At 71.2% G+C, this 14,571-nt stretch carries 9 protein-coding genes; 6 read left to right on the top strand and 3 right to left on the bottom strand.

Translation table 11 applies throughout. From position 1 onward, the window contains the following. Positions 1–167 precede the first annotated feature (167 nt). The 3 genes from fxsA to MXD59_RS18160 are packed head-to-tail and all read left to right on the top strand — an operon-like array spanning position 168 to position 3,512. On the top strand, positions 168–398 hold the full coding sequence (fxsA, locus tag MXD59_RS18170) for an FxSxx-COOH cyclophane-containing RiPP peptide (protein ID WP_248825884.1): 231 nt from the start codon (positions 168–170) through the stop codon (positions 396–398). Then, the gene (locus MXD59_RS18165) at positions 391–1,629 is read left to right on the top strand and encodes an FxsB family cyclophane-forming radical SAM/SPASM peptide maturase (RefSeq protein WP_248825883.1); all 1,239 of its coding nucleotides are present in this window, start codon (positions 391–393) and stop codon (positions 1,627–1,629) included. The genes fxsA and MXD59_RS18165 overlap by 8 nt, the downstream gene beginning before the upstream one ends. Then, complete coding sequence (locus MXD59_RS18160) at positions 1,626–3,512, top strand: HEXXH motif domain-containing protein (RefSeq protein ID WP_248825882.1); 1,887 nt, start codon at positions 1,626–1,628, stop codon at positions 3,510–3,512. The genes MXD59_RS18165 and MXD59_RS18160 overlap by 4 nt, the downstream gene beginning before the upstream one ends. Here MXD59_RS18160 and fxsT read toward each other — a convergent pair. Continuing rightward, positions 3,507–6,056: an FxSxx-COOH system tetratricopeptide repeat protein gene (fxsT, locus tag MXD59_RS18155; RefSeq protein WP_248825881.1), complete on the bottom strand. Its 2,550-nt coding sequence runs from the start codon at positions 6,054–6,056 to the stop codon at positions 3,507–3,509. The two genes, MXD59_RS18160 and fxsT, sit on opposite strands and share 6 nt — an antisense overlap. A gap of 931 nt (positions 6,057–6,987) precedes the next feature. Between fxsT and MXD59_RS18150 the strand changes: the two genes are divergently transcribed. Together MXD59_RS18150 and gad are read left to right on the top strand one after the other, a co-directional pair. Then, positions 6,988–9,045 carry an nSTAND1 domain-containing NTPase gene (locus tag MXD59_RS18150; RefSeq protein WP_372512129.1) on the top strand — a complete coding sequence of 686 codons (2,058 nt, stop codon included), beginning with the start codon at positions 6,988–6,990 and terminating at the stop codon, positions 9,043–9,045. 49 nt (positions 9,046–9,094) lie between these two features. After that, positions 9,095–10,516, top strand: a complete 1,422-nt coding sequence (gad, locus tag MXD59_RS18145) for a glutamate decarboxylase (RefSeq protein ID WP_248825879.1) — start codon at positions 9,095–9,097, stop codon at positions 10,514–10,516. Positions 10,517–10,539: 23 nt separating this feature from the next. Here gad and MXD59_RS18140 read toward each other — a convergent pair whose 3' ends face one another. Continuing rightward, entirely contained in the window at positions 10,540–12,573 is a 2,034-nt protein-coding gene (locus MXD59_RS18140; RefSeq protein ID WP_248825878.1) for an AMP-binding protein, read from the bottom strand. 251 nt (positions 12,574–12,824) lie between these two features. Between MXD59_RS18140 and MXD59_RS18135 the strand changes: the two genes are divergently transcribed. After that, entirely contained in the window at positions 12,825–13,622 is a 798-nt protein-coding gene (locus MXD59_RS18135; RefSeq protein WP_248825877.1) for a VOC family protein, read from the top strand. Between the two features lie 24 nt (positions 13,623–13,646). Here MXD59_RS18135 and MXD59_RS18130 read toward each other — a convergent pair whose 3' ends face one another. Further along, positions 13,647–14,420 carry a GntG family PLP-dependent aldolase gene (locus MXD59_RS18130; protein WP_308301737.1) on the bottom strand — a complete coding sequence of 258 codons (774 nt, stop codon included), beginning with the start codon at positions 14,418–14,420 and terminating at the stop codon, positions 13,647–13,649. Positions 14,421–14,571: the final 151 nt, after the last annotated feature.

The following is a 14,571-nucleotide window of genomic DNA, read 5'->3' as shown; positions in this document are numbered from 1 at the left end:
CCCGGACGAGGTGCGGTCATCGGTCCGCTGCCGGCCCGCTGCGGCGGCCGTTCGGTGGCATTACGCGCGCGCGCCGCCGCGGCCGGCTAGATTGGAAGATCAGGGTGGGGCGAGGAGGTAATGTAGTGGCCAGCGGATCGGCAGCCATCGAGTCTCACCAGCCCGATATGACGGGACTGTCCCTCGAGAAGATCATGGAAGTGGGCGGCCCGCAGCTTGGTCGCGCGCTGCTACGCCTGTGCCGGGAAGCCAGCGGGGCGCCACCCAGGTACTCCGGTTTCAACTCGATTATCAGATCCTCAGCGGACCAGCAGATGATCGGGCCACCGCCCGGAAACTCCGGCCAGCGCGCGGGCGTTGCTCCGGAGAAGTCGGCCGGCCTCGACCGTGGTGCATGAAATCTCCGAGCTGGCGCTGACCACCGGCCCTGAATGGCCGTACGGCATTCGGCTGGCGGATCTCTCCGGTCATTCGGCCTGGCGCGGCGAACCCTTTCGACAGTTCGTTCTCAAGGTGCACAGCAGGTGCAATCTCGCCTGCAGCTACTGCTACGTCTACCACCAGGCCGATCAGGGCTGGCGGGAGCAGCCCGTGATGATGAGCCGTCGGACGATCGATGTGACGGCCGCGCGGGTCGCACGGCACGCTCGCGAGCACGAGCTCTCCGCCGTGCAGGTCATCCTGCACGGCGGAGAGCCGCTGCTGGCCGGGGCTGATCTGCTCGGCTATCTGGCCACCGCGTTCCGCGCGGCGGTGTCGCCCGAGACCGAGGTTGTCCTCGGCATGCAGACCAACGCGGTGCTGCTCGACGACGCGATGCTCGAGCTGTGCCTGTCCCACGGCGTTCAGGTCGGCGTGAGCGTGGACGGCGGGGCGGCGGCACACGACCGACAGCGCCCATACCGAAACGGGCGTGGCAGCTTCGAGGCGGTCCATGCTGGACTGAGCCGGCTGACGGCGGATCGGTTCCGTGACGTCTTCGCGGGCCTGCTGTGCGTTGTCGACCTCGAGGCCGACCCGGTGGAGGTGTACGAAAGCCTGCTGGCCTGGCGGCCACCTGCCGTGGATTTCCTGCTGCCGCACGGAAACTGGTTGAGCCGACCGCCCGGTCGGGTAGCGGACGAACAGCGCACGCCGTACGCGGACTGGCTCATCACGGCGTTCGAACGCTGGTACTCCGCGCCGGAGCACGAAACCGAGATTCGTCTTTTCGCCGAGATCATCGTTCTGCTTCTCGGTGGACACAGCCAGGTCGAGAGCATCGGCCTCACCCCGGCCGCCGTGATCGTCGTCGAGACCGACGGTGCCATCGAACAGGTCGACGCGCTCAAGTCCGCCTACCATGGCGCGGCCCGGACCGGGCTGCACGTCGATCGAGACGACTTCGACGCGGCACTGCCGCATCCAGGCATCGTGGCCAGGCAGATCGGCGTGGCCGCGCTCGGCGCGCGGTGTGCGGACTGCTCCCTGCACCGGATCTGCGGCGGCGGGTACTACCCCCACCGTTACCAGCCCGGATCGGGTTTCCGCAACCGCTCGGTGTACTGTCCTGACCTGTTCGCCCTCATCACGCACATCGGCCGCCGCATCCGCGCCGATCTCGACGACACTCGGCGCCGGACCGGGTGAACGTCCGGTTTCATCGGCTTGACTGGTCCGACTTCGACGAGCTGGCGGCCGGTCGCGCCCGAGACGATGTCGTCCACCGGCTGCGTAGCACCCAGCTCAGCCGGCGCCTTCTGCTGCTGCGGGCCGTCATGGAGGACGCCGAGCGGCTGGACCCCGCCGCCACCCACCGAAGCGAGCTCACCCGCAGCTACGGCGTTCTCGCGGCCGCGCAGCATGCTGGCCCGGACGTGGTCACCGAGCTGTTGTTGTCGCCGGGATTCGGCCTCTGGGCGATGTACTGTCTGCGCCGGCTGCGGGGCAGCGTGTCCTCGACCGGACCGGTCGCGGGTGATCTCGCCGGACTGGGTGCCCTGGCCGTCGTCGCGGCGGCCCGGACGGGGATCGACGCCGAGCTCGTCCTGTACGCGCCCCGTGGCGAGCTGGTGCTGCCCACGCTTGGCCGCCGCCGCGGTGATCTGGCCGGTTGGCTCCGAGCCCGGCTGGTCGACGGCCGGCTCTCCCTCCATGCCTACGATGCCCGGCGCGACGATGCCGACTCACCCGACCTTGACCTGCGGCCAGGAACCGGTCGACGGGAGGCCACGGCACCTGGGGTCGCCGGGGCACCGGGGGTCGCGGGGAGCCCGAGCTGGCACGCGGTTCCGGCGCTGCGTAGCGAGGCGTCCGGTATGGGGATCGAGCTGCGGCTCGACTTCGTCGACCCAGGTCGCCACCATCTTGGTCTTCCGGTTTCCGGGGACGTCGACCCGGACCTGGTCGAGCGGTGGCAGCGTCGCCTGGACGAGGGCTGGCGGATCCTGGTGCGGCGAGATCCGGTGGCGGCTCGGGCACTGTCGGCGGCGATCACCACGATCTTTCCGTTACGGGCGACGGACGGGGCGAGTGAGCTGTCCGCCTCCGCGGGGGAGGCCTTCGGTGCTGTCGCGATGACCCTGCCGGTGGACGGCCTGTCCTGCGCCGCCGCGCTGCTCCACGAGTTCCAGCACAACAAGCTTTCGGCGCTGCTCGATCTGGTGACCTTGTGCGAGCCGGCGGACGGACGGCTGTTCTACGCGCCCTGGCGGGCCGATCCGCGTCCCCTGGGCGGCCTGTTGCAGGGTGCCTACGCCTACCTCGGTCTCGTCGGGTTCTGGGACGACGAGCGTCGGGAGCATCCCGAGAACGACTACGCGCACTTCGAGTTCGCCCGGTGGCGGGAGGAGGTGTGGCGGGTTCTGATCACCATGCGGATGTCGGGCGCGATGACGCCGCTGGGACGGCGCTTTCTCGACGGCATGCAGGCCGCCGTCTGGCCGCACCGGCAGGCGGTGGTACCGGCGCGGCCGGGGCGGCTGGCCGCACGGATCAGCGCGGAGTCCAGGCTGACCTGGCGGTTGCGCAATCTGGAACCCGCGGCCGATCAGGTCACGTCGCTGGCGCGGGCGTGGCTCGCGGGCCGCCCGGCCCCGGTCGGGCCGCGGCCGCCCGCCCAGGTGCGTCCGGCGCCACGGGCACTGCCCCGTAGCGTCCAGCTGGAGCTGGCGCACCTTCGGCTGCGTGAGCCGAAGGCCTTTCAGGCCGCCCGGGAGGGCCTGCCTGGTGCGCTGGGAGTCGACATCCCGATCTCGGACCAGGCGCACGCGTTGGGCGATCTTCCCGCCGCGAGGGCCGACTATCTGGTCCGGATCGCTGACGATCCGGACCGGCTTGAGCCCTGGGCCGGGCTTGCCCTGTGGGCCTGGGAGGACGCGCGCGCCGAGGCGCCGATGCTGGCCACGGCACCCGAGCTCGTCCTCGCGTTGCACCGGGAGATCACCAGGCTGGCCGACCGGCGACCCGATCCGCTGGCCCTGGCGTCCTGGCTGCCGGCCGCGTCGTCGCCGCGGCCCGGCCCCGAGCTATAGCGCGGGCGGCTCGAAGTCGAAGTCGAGGCGCTCACGGTTGAGCCCCGCCCGCACGTCCGGATGCTCCTCGCCAAGGACCCGCCGATAGCGCCGCATCGTGTCCTCGGCCAGCGCCGTGCCCTCGTCCGACCGGCCCAGGGTGGTGAGGTCCAGCGCCACGTTGGCCGCGCAGACCAGGGTGTGCGGGTGGTCCGGACCGAGCAGCTCGCGGAACTCGATCAGGGTTTGCTCACCCATCGCCAGGGCCTCGTCCGTGAAACCGAGCACAGCGCGCACGGTGGCCAGGTTGGCCACGCAGGTGAGGGTGTAGTGGTGGTGTGCGCCGAGCCGGGCCCGCAGGCCGGTGAGCGCGTCGGTCAGCAGCTTCTCGGCCTCCTTGACCCGGTCGAGCTGGCGGTAGACCAGCGCGAGGTTCAGCGCGCAGCCATGGGTGAAGGGATGCTCCGGGCCCAGCACGTCGTGGAACCGGCGGATGGTCTTCTCGATCCGCTCGGTCGCCTCCAGCGGGTCGGCGGCCACCCGCTGGGCGTTACCCAGGCTGATCGCGGCCGCCAGACTGTCCGGATGCTCGGAGCCGAACTGCGGCGCCTTGGTGTAGCGGTCGTAGACCTCACGGGCGAGTGTGAGGGCACCGGTGAAGTCGCCGGCCTTACGCCGGGCCACCGACAGATCCTTCGCCGCGAGCAGCACGAGGGGGTGATCGGCCGCGAGTTCACGACGCTGGACGAGGTCACGGTGCAGGAGGTAGGCCTGCTCGGCCAGCTGCCGGGCCTCCAGGTAGCGGCCGGCCTGGCGCCGATCGCGGGCGACCGCGCTCATGGAGTGGATCACCCAGATGTCATCTCCGCCGGCCACCGCACGTTGATCGGCGAGATTGTGCTCGTTGGTCTCCAGCGCGCGCGCATACGAACCGATCAGGCCGTAGTCGACCGCGAGGTTGTTGGCGGCACGCAGGGTGGGTCGGCCCTCGTCTCCGAAGACGGTCCGGTGCCGGGCCAGGCTGTCCTCATCGAGCCGCCAGGCTTCGGAGAACTCGCCACGAGCGCGCAGGTCCGCGCCGTGACCGTTCAGGATGAGCAGGGTCTCCTCGTGGTTGGGACCGAGTACCCGGGTGATCGCCTCAAGGGTTGGCCGGCGCAGCTCGTAGGCCTCGCCATAGCGCCCGAGCGCCCAGAGGATGTTCGCTTTGACCCCTTGGAGAACGAGCACGTCGGGATCATCCGGCCCGGAGTCGGCGATCCAGCACCGCAACGCCCGATCCGCCTCGACCAGGCCGTTGCTGAGGTCACCGGAGTAGTTCAGGTAGCGCACGATGGTCTCGATCAGCCGGCGCGCCGGTGGCAGCGTCGACCGGTAGACGTCGGAGGGCACGATGTGCGGCAGCAACTGGCCGAGCTGCGGCCAGTTGCTCGGCACCTCCGGTTCGCCGGGGTCGGCCGCGATCAGTAGCTGGTGCACCTCGTTGCGGATCTTCTGTTGGTCCTCGTCCGGTAGCTCGTTGCGGATGGCAATCTGGACGAGCCGGTGCACCTGCAGCGTGCGCGCGCTGCTGTCGATCCGGGCCAGGGCGTAGCGGCCGATCTCCCGGATGGCGCGACTGACCGCGAGCCGGTCCTGCATCTCGGTGCCGAAGTCGGAATCCAGGATGTACCGGCCACGGTCGAGCATCTCCAGTGAGATCGGCTCCGGGCCGAAGAACGCACAGCGGCGCAGCAGCCGCAGCGCGAACTGCGACTGCTCCTGCAGCCGGTTCATCGACAGGCTCCACACCGCGGCCACCGACGTCGGATAGTCGGTGGGCTGGCTCTCCGCGAGGAGACGGCCGGATGCCTCGCGGAACAGCTGCAGGTACTCCTGAGCGGCCATTCCGGTCTCGAACTGCAGGGCGCCCGCCTGTTCCAAGGCGAGTGGCAGGTCGCCGAGCGCGTCGGCGAGCTCGTAGGCGTCGTTCGGGGTGATCCCCGGGACGCGGCGCTGCAGGAACTGCGTGCTCTCCGCCCGGTCGAAGACATCGACCTCGATCGCGTCCACCTGGCCCAGCCAGCCCCGGTCGCGTGAGGTCACGATGACGTGCCCTGGGCCGTGCGGGATGAGGGGGCGAATCAGTTCGGGGCTCTCGGCGTTGTCGAAGACCAGCAGCCAGCGCCGGTAGGGTTCGCCGCGCCGCAGCGCGTCCAGCACCAGGGCGACCGCGTCCTCCGTGCGCAGCGGACCGCCCTCGGTCAGCCGCAGCTGGGGTGCGAGTGCGGCCAGGGCGGAACGGATCATCACCGGCTGCTCGGCACCGACCCACCAGACCAGGTCGTAGTCGGTCTGGAACTGGTGGGCGTACTCGACCGCCAGCTGGGTCTTGCCGACGCCGCCCATCCCCTGCAGCGCGTGCGGCAGCACGGCGGTGATGTCGAGGTCGTCGGAGGTGATCCGTCGCCGTAGATCGGCCAGCTGCTTCGTCCGGCCGGTGAAGTTCTTGTTCCGTTGTGGCACGTTGCCCCACACGATCGGCACCCGCCGACCCGTGTCCTGCACCGGAACCGAACCCACCACCGCATCCACTCTTGGCCCCCCGCGTAGCTCTACGCGAGGCGCGGTCTGGCGGTCTGCTGGTGCCTACCCCGGATCCTGCCGCGCCTCTTGCTCTGTTCTGGCTGTACCCGACGTTCCGCTCCGGCCGGGTCGGTCCACTTCCGGGACCAACGGACTTCTGGCCGAGTGACCTGCCAAGCAAAAATTCTTCAGTCTACCGACTGATCCTACCTAGTGGTTGGCGAGGTAGGAAGCCATTCGGGCGTACGGGCGTGTATACCCTCCGATACGCCCGGGCCGCATCGGCGTCCGCGGCCCAGTACATGTCTATCAGCGTTCTCGCCCATCGCGAATTTTGATCTTGCCGCATTCGGCGGTCAAAATTGGCAAAACTCGCAGGTCAACCCCTGAATCCGAGTCCGATGGGGTCGCGTCCGCAGCCAGATGCTGTCCGAGTCTTGTTTTCCCGGCGGTCACGGACGTGGAGATGCCGCCCGCGCACGGCTCCGGTGTCCAGGTCGCTGACCGAGGAAGCCCTGTCGCCGTGGGGTTGACGGTACGGACCATCGTTGACCCACCGTGAGATCGCGCTGCTCACGGTGCCCGGTTTCGGCCGGTTCAGTCAGGAGAGCCGGGCGGTTCGGCTGGTCTGGCTGCGTATTACGGCCTGCCGGCCGGGGTGGCTGTCCGGCCGGTGGTGCTGACCGTTCTCCGATAAGATTTGCCGACGTCAGGGATGGGCGACGAGGAGCTCTACCACATTGGGTGTCGAATCGGTCAGGGCGGGCGGCGAGGTCGTCATTTCGTCGCGGGTGGGCGGAGTGCCGGCTCACCGCCGGGCCGCGGGCCGAGTGCGACGTCGGTCGGTATCGGTCGAACGCGTGGCTGGTCACACTACCGGCCGGATGGGTGCGACGCGGCCCACCGGGTCGGCGGGATCCCGGGTCGAGCGATGACATCTCGAGCCGAAGACGGCCCGTTTTCCGTGGCGCGTCCTTTCGTTCCCGCCGCCGAGGCGCTGTTCTTCGGGCGGGCGGCCGCTGCGCATTCGTTGTTGGCGAAATGGCTGGATAGCCGCCTGGTCGTGGTGTACGGACCAACAGGCGCCGGAAAAAGTTCACTGATACGGGCCGGGGTCCTACCGAATTGTTCCGACCGGGATGCCGACGTGCTGGCGCTGGGGCGCGTCCGGCCGCTGGCCGACGGCGATCTGGGCATGGGCACCGTCGCACCGGCAGGGAGTCCCCAGGTCAACCCGTTCGCTGCGGCGCTGCTGCGGTCCTGGTCCGGCCCGGGCGACGCCGCCCCACTACCGCCGATGTTGCGAGACGTGCTGTCCGGGGTCGGACGTGGCCGACCCGTGGCCTGCTCGCAGCGGCCGGTGCTGGCGGCGGTGGACCAGTTCGAGGAGCTGCTCGCGCCGCACTCGCCGCGGCTTGAGGTGCTACGCGAGCAGTTCATGACGCTTCTTGGCGCCGCGGTCACGGCGATGCCGAACCTGCGGCTACTCCTGATCATCCGGCAGGGCAGCCTGGCCGAGCTGGCGCCGTACGAGTCGATCCTCGCCGCCGGCGGTGAGATCACCAGGGTCCGGGTCGACCCCCCCGATCGTGGCGCCGCGGCCCTGGCCCTGGCCGAGCCGGCCCGGCGGGCAGGCGGCAACCTGTCTCCCGAGGTCATCGATGCCTGCCTGGACGATCTCACCACGAGTCGGGTGACGGACGTCGCCGGAGCGCCGTCGGTGCTGACCAGCGACACCGTGCAGCCGTTGTTCCTGCACCTGGTCATGGCCGCGTTCGAGCGGGAACGCGCGGGTCACGCGGAGGCCGTGGTGGCGGAGCTCCCGGCGTGGGGCGCCACCGACGTCCTGCTGGCGGCCTATCTGACCCAGGCCATCGCGCAGGAGGCCCGCCATTATGATCTTGACGCGGGCGAGGTGCGGCACTGGCTCGCCCAGACCTTCATCACCGAGCGCGGGCGCCGCGCCGGGGTGGACGAGGGCCTCGCCACGACCGCCGGCATGCCCACCGCTCTGCTCGTCGCGCTCGCCGAGCGGTACGTCCTGGTCGTCGAATGGCGGGCCGGTGCCCGCCGGTTCGAGCTGTTCGACGACCGGCTGATCCCGGTGCTACAGGCGGCGGTGCCGACCTGGTCGATCGCCGGCGCCGCGGCGACCGAGATCAGCGCGGCCGACCACCTGCACGCGGCCCTGATCAGCCGGGTGGACGGCGACGACGTCGCGGTTCGCCTCCACACCGGTGAGGTGCTGCGCCAGCAGGCCGCCGATCCGCGGGTCCGGGCCCAGACGCTGGTGCTGCTGGCCGACATCGACAGCGAACGAGGTCATCTCGAGCAGGCGCGGGCTGGCTATCAGGACGCGGCGCAGCTCTACGAGTCGCTCCCGGATGTGGAGGCCTCCGGTCGGGCGCTGGCCGAGGCCGCCCGGTTGCTGCTGCGCACGGGACGTCTCGGTTCCGCGGTCGCCGAGTTGCAGGCGGCGGCGACCCGGCTGCCCGCGGACGCGAACATCCAGATCGATCTTGGGCGGGCGCTGTGGTACTCCGGCCAGCGCTGGGCCGCCACCGCCCTGTTCTCGACGGCGCTGGCGCTCGCGCCCCGTTCGGCGGCGGCGCTGGCCGGACGCGGCCTGCTGCGGGTCGAACTCGGCGATGACGTGGCGGCGCTGGAGGATCTCAACCGGCTGGACCGGCTGAACCCGCAGGCGCAGCAGGCGGTCCCGGCGCCCGAGACCCGGGCGGCCAGGGCGCTGGCGATGGCCAGGCTCGGCCAGCCGGCGGCGGCGTCGGCGGAGACCACGGCGGTGCTCGACGACGCGGCCGACAACGGTCCCGTGCTGTGGCACGCGGCCGAGGTGTTCCGGGTGATCGGTGACGACACCCGGGCCGAGGACCTGCTGCGGCGGGCCGTCGAGGCACGCGAACCCGCGCTGCTGCCGCACCAGCGTCGGGAGGTGGACCGGCTGCTGGGTCACCCCGGCGCGATGGCCTGACGCGACCACCTGACGGACCACCCGACGGGATCAGGAAGAGGGGCCAGCGATGTCACTACATCCAAAGGCGAGTGGGCGGCAGTCGCAGCGGACCGTCGCGATCCGGCCGAGGCTGGTGCGCCCGGGGGGCGACACGAGCGTGCCGCGGTTTCGGCTGCCGGCGGAGTCGATGGCGCCGGAGACCGCCTACCAGTTGGTGCACGACGAGTTGATGCTCGACGGCAACGCGCGTCTGAACATGGCCACGTTCGTCACCACCTGGATGGATCCGTTGGCCGACCGGCTGATGGCCGAGTGCGCCCCGAAGAACATGATCGACAAGGATGAGTATCCGCAGACCGCCGAGCTCGAGGGGCGCTGCGTGAACATCCTCGCCGATCTGTGGCACGCCCCGGATGCCGCGCACGCCGTCGGTTGTTCGACGACCGGGTCGTCCGAGGCGTGCATGCTCGCGGGCCTGGCGATGCTGCGCCGCTGGCGGGCGGCCCGCCAGACGGCCGGTGCCGCGACGGACCAGCCGAACATCGTGATGGGCGCGAACGTCCAGGTGTGCTGGGAGAAGTTCGCCCGGTACTGGGATGTGGAACCGCGACTGGTGCCGGTGGGGCCCGGGCGCACCCATCTCACCGCGGACGAGGCGGTGCGGCACTGCGACGAGAACACGATCGGCGTGGTCGCGATCCTCGGGTCGACGTTCGACGGCAGCTACGAGCCGGTCGCCGAGATCGTCGAAGCTCTCGACCGGCTGGCGGCGACCGAGCGCGGCCCGGACATCCCCGTGCACGTGGACGCCGCCTCCGGTGGGTTCATCGCCCCGTTCTGCGACCCCGACCTGCGGTGGGACTTCCAGCTCGACCGGGTGGTGTCGATCAACACCTCGGGGCACAAGTACGGGCTGGTCTACCCGGGCGTCGGCTGGGTGCTGTGGCGGGACCGGGCACATCTGCCGGACGAACTCGTCTTCGAGGTCGACTACCTCGGCGGGTCGATGCCGACGTTCGCGTTGAACTTCTCCCGTCCCGGCGCCCAGGTCGTCGCGCAGTACTACACACTGATCCAGCTTGGTTTCGCCGGGTATCAGCGGGTGGCCCAGGGCTGTCGGGACACCGCCCGCTGGCTCGCCGGGCAGATCGCCGAGATGGGTCCGTTCGAGCTGGTGTCCGATGGCAGCGGCATCCCGGCGTTCGCCTTTCGGCTGCGGGACGAGATCAGCGACTACACCGTCTTCGACATCTCCGAACTGCTGCGCACCCGCGGCTGGCTCGTGCCGGCCTACCACTTCCCGCCGGAGCTGACCGACCTCGCGGTGCTGCGGATCGTCGTGCGGCACGAGTTCAGCCGGGACCTCGCCGAACTGCTCATCACCGATCTTCGCCGAACCATCGACCGGTTCGAGTCCGCCCGCACCGGCGCGGGCGGGCATCGCCTCCCACCCGCCGCACCCGCGGACGCCGCCTCCTTCCACCACTGACGTCGGGTTACCGGCCGCGGCGGTCAGTGCGCGCGCAGGACGGGGCGCAGGGCGTCCAGGACGGCGGGGTCCTCGATGGTGGGCGGGACGGCGGGGGAGCGGCCGTCGGCGATCTCGCGCATGGTGCGGCGCAGGATCTTGCCGGAGCGGGTCTTGGGCAGCGCGGTCACCACGTCGACGCGTCGGAAGACGGCGACCGGGCCGATCCGTTCGCGGACCCGGGCGACGAGATCGGCGGCGAGGACGGCCGGGTCGATCTCCACACCGGCCTTCACCACGACGAGCCCGCGGGGGACCTGGCCCTTCAGTGGGTCGGCGACACCGACGACGGCGCATTCGGCGATGGCGGGATGCTCGGCGAGCACGGCCTCCATGGAGCCGGTGGACAGCCGGTGGCCGGCCACGTTGATCACGTCGTCGGTGCGGCCGAGGACGAACAGGTAGCCGTCGTCGTCGAGGTAGCCGCCGTCGCCGGTGAGGTAGAAGCCGTCAAAGGCACGCAGGTAGGACGCGGCATACCGCTCGTCATCACCCCACAGGGTGGGCAGGGTGCCGGGCGGCAGGGGAAGGCGCAGGCACAGGGCTCCCTCCACCCCGGCGGGGACGGGTCGTCCGGTGTCGTCGAGGACCCGCACGTCGTAGCCGGGCATCGGCAGCGAGGGTGAGCCGGCCTTGACGGGCAGCGGCTCGAGGCCGAGCGGGGACGAGGCGATGGGCCAGCCGGTCTCCGTCTGCCAGTAGTTGTCGATCACCGGGATGCCCAGGGTGGTGGACGCCCAGTCACAGGTGGCCGGGTCGAGGCGTTCGCCGGCCAGGAACAGGGCGCGCAGGCCGGACAGGTCGTACCGGCCGGGCAGGTCACCGTTGGGGTCCTCACGGCGGATGGCCCGGATCGCGGTCGGCGCGGTGAACAGCACGTTCACCCCGTGTTCGGCGACGACCCGCCAGAACGCGCCGGCGTCCGGCGTCCCGACCGGTTTGCCCTCGTACAGCACCGTGGTCGCCCCGGCGAGCAGCGGCGCGTAGACGGTGTAGGAATGGCCGACGGCCCAGCCGACGTCGGAGGCCGCCCACATGACGTCCCCGGCGCGGATGCCGTAGACGTTGCCCATCGACCAGGCCATCGCGACGGCGTGGCCACCGTTGTCCCGCACGATGCCCTTGGGCCGTCCGGTCGTGCCGGAGGTGTACAGGATGTACAGCGGGTCGGTGGCGGCGACCGGGACCGGTGGATGCGGGGTGGCGGCGGCGAGGGCGGCGTCCCAGTCATGGTCGCGGCCGGGGACGAGCGGCGCGGGCTGCTGCGGGCGCGCGACGATCAGGGTGTGCTCGGGTGGATGGGCGGCGAGCGCGATCGCCTCGTCGAGCATCGGCTTGTACGCCACGATCCGGTTCGGCTCGAGCCCACAGGAGGCGCTGACCACGACCTTCGCGCGGGCATCGTCGATGCGGGCGGCGAGTTCGGCGGGCGCGAAACCGCCGAAGACCACCGAGTGCACCGCGCCGAGCCGGGCGCAGGCCAGCATGCTGATCACCGCGGCCGGGATCATCGGCAGATAGATGATCACCCGGTCGCCCCGCCTGACACCGAGCGCCGCGAGCGCGCCGGCGGCCCGGGCCACCTCGTCGGTCAGTTCGGTGAAGGTGTAGCGGCGGATCGTGCCGGTGACCGGCGAGTCGTGGATCAGCGCGAGGTCGCTGCCGCGGCCGGCGTCGACGTGGCGGTCGAGCGCGTTTGCGCAGGTGTTGAGCTCGGCGTCGGGAAACCAGCGGTAGAACGGTGGACGGTCCGCGTCGAGGACACGCCGCGGCGGCCTGGTCCAGGTGACCGCTCGCGCCGCGTCCGCCCAGAACTCCGCCGGATCGCTCGCCGCCCGCTCCCACGCCCGCCGGTAGGCACCGACACCGGCGTCGTCACCGGGGCTGTCACCGCCACCGGGGCTGTCGCCGGGGCCGTGGTCGTCCTGGCTGAGGCGCGCCTGGTCGGTGCCGCGCTGGCCGATCACGTGCTGGTCGGAGGTCTCGTGGGGGCTGGTGCGGTGCTGGCCGGTGACCATGGTCGCCATCCTCTCGCGTCCGGCGGTGGACGGGGTGTCTTTCGGACGCGGCGCGGCCGTGGGCGCCGGGGCGACGCGTGGTCCTGACGTGAGCCGCGGGATTCGGAAAGTGGGTCGGGAGGGAGCGATGAAATTTTGTCGGTGGTGGGGTCCAAGGTGGTGGCAGCCGCGATGGCGGCCGAGACCACCGCATGTGAGACCACCGCATGTGAGACCACCGCGTGCGAGACCACGTTCGAGAAGGAGACACCATGCCCGCGAGCGATAACATCCCGGCCGGCGCCCCCTGTTGGGTCGACCTTCTGACGTCGGACGCCGAGGGCGCCCAGGCGTTCTACCGTGACCTGTTCGGCTGGTCCGGGCAGGTGGCCGCGGAGCAGTTCGGCGGCTACACCAACCTGGAGCTGGGCGGTGCGCTGGTCGGCGGGCTGATGCCGAAGGTCGCGGAGATGGGCCCGGCGCCCGATGGCTGGTCGATCTACCTGGCCACACCCGACGCGGAGAAGACCGTCGCCGCGGCGACCGAGCACGGCGGTGGGGTGATCGTGCCGGCGATGGCCATCAACGAACTCGGTGTGATGGCCGTGGTGACCGACCCGACCGGGGCGGCGATCGGCATGTGGCAGCCCGGCACCCACGCGGGCGTCGGTGTGCTCGCCGAGCCGGGCGCGCCCGGCTGGTTCGAACTGTTCACCCGCGACTTCACCACCGCGGTCGACTTCTACCGTGAGGTGTTCGGCTGGGACGTCCACATCGTGAGCGACACCCCCGAGTTCCGCTACGCCACCTACGGCAAGGACGAGTCCGCCCGCGCCGGCATCATGGACGCCTCGGCCTTCCTGCCGGAGGGGGTTCCGGCGCACTGGTCGGTGTACTTCGGGGCGGCCGACACCGACGCGACGTTGGCGCGGGCCGCCGAACTCGGCGGCACGGTGCTCCAGCCCGGTGAGGACACTCCCTACGGCCGCCTCGGTATCGCCGCCGACCTCACCGGTGCCGTGTTCAAGCTGCTCGGCCCGAACAAGGCCGAGGCCCCGGCGGCCAGCTGACCGCGGCCGGCTGGCACCCTGAACTCAGGGGCGGGCGGACTCGGCGCGCAGCAGGGTGGCCAGGACCGCGCCGGCGCGCCGGGTGGCCGCGTCGTCGAGGTCGAGGTGGGTGACCAGGCGCAGGGTGGTCGGGCCGGTCGCGCCGATCAGCACGCCGGCCGCGGCGGCCTGTTCGATGCTGCGAGCGGCGTCGCTGACCTCGACCAGCACCATGTTCGTCTCGACCTGGTCGGGATCGACCCGGTCGGGGGCGACGTCGGCGAGCCGGGCGGCGAGCTCCGCCGCGCGCCGATGGTCCTCGGCCAGGCGGGTGACGTGATGGCGCAGGGCGTACAGGCCGGCCGCGGCCAGCACCCCGGCCTGGCGCATCCCGCCACCAAGGCGGCGCCGCCACTCGCGGACGTCGCCCTCCAGACCCGCCGGGCAGATCACCACCGAGCCGACCGGCGCGCCGAGCCCCTTGGACAGGCACACCGACAGCGTCGTGAACGGTGCGGCGAGCCGGCGCGGTTCGACCGAGCCGGCGACCGCGGCGTTCCACAGCCGCGCGCCGTCGCAGTGCAGGGCGATCCCGGCCCGGGAGGTGAGTGCGCCGAGCTGATCCAGCCGGGCCGGCGGCACGACCCGGCCACCGCGACGGGCCTGGGTGTTCTCCACCGCGAGAACCGCCGTGCGCACCATCCCGTAGGTGGCCGTCGGCACGCGGATCGCACGGGCGACCTCGGCGAGGTCGGCGGTGTCGGCGAGGCCGGGCAGGGTGCGGGTCTGCACACCGCCGAGCGCGGCGAGCCCGCCCAGTTCGTAGGTGACCGGGAAACGTAGCGTGCAGGCCCCGTCCTTCAGGGCGGGGTCAGCGCGTCAACTCGGCTGCCAGAATGACCGGGGAATCGTGTGTTCTGCCCGGTGTGGGAAGTCGGGTGGTGAAGCGGGCGTACCGCTACCGTTTCTA

This window comes from Frankia umida, assembly GCF_023242945.1.
GTDB classification, from domain to species: Bacteria; Actinomycetota; Actinomycetes; order Frankiales; family Frankiaceae; genus Frankia; species Frankia umida.
This window is presented reverse-complemented; position numbering and strand designations above follow the sequence as displayed.

Coding starts and splice junctions, on each gene's coding strand:
- MXD59_RS18150 (WP_372512129.1), top strand. CDS start 6,988: ATGACATCTCGAGCCGAAGACGGCCCGTTTTCCGTGGCGCGTCCTTTC.
- MXD59_RS18135 (WP_248825877.1), top strand. CDS start 12,825: ATGCCCGCGAGCGATAACATCCCGGCCGGCGCCCCCTGTTGGGTCGAC.
- fxsA (WP_248825884.1), top strand. CDS start 168: ATGACGGGACTGTCCCTCGAGAAGATCATGGAAGTGGGCGGCCCGCAG.
- MXD59_RS18140 (WP_248825878.1), bottom strand. CDS start 12,573: ATGGTCACCGGCCAGCACCGCACCAGCCCCCACGAGACCTCCGACCAG.
- gad (WP_248825879.1), top strand. CDS start 9,095: ATGTCACTACATCCAAAGGCGAGTGGGCGGCAGTCGCAGCGGACCGTC.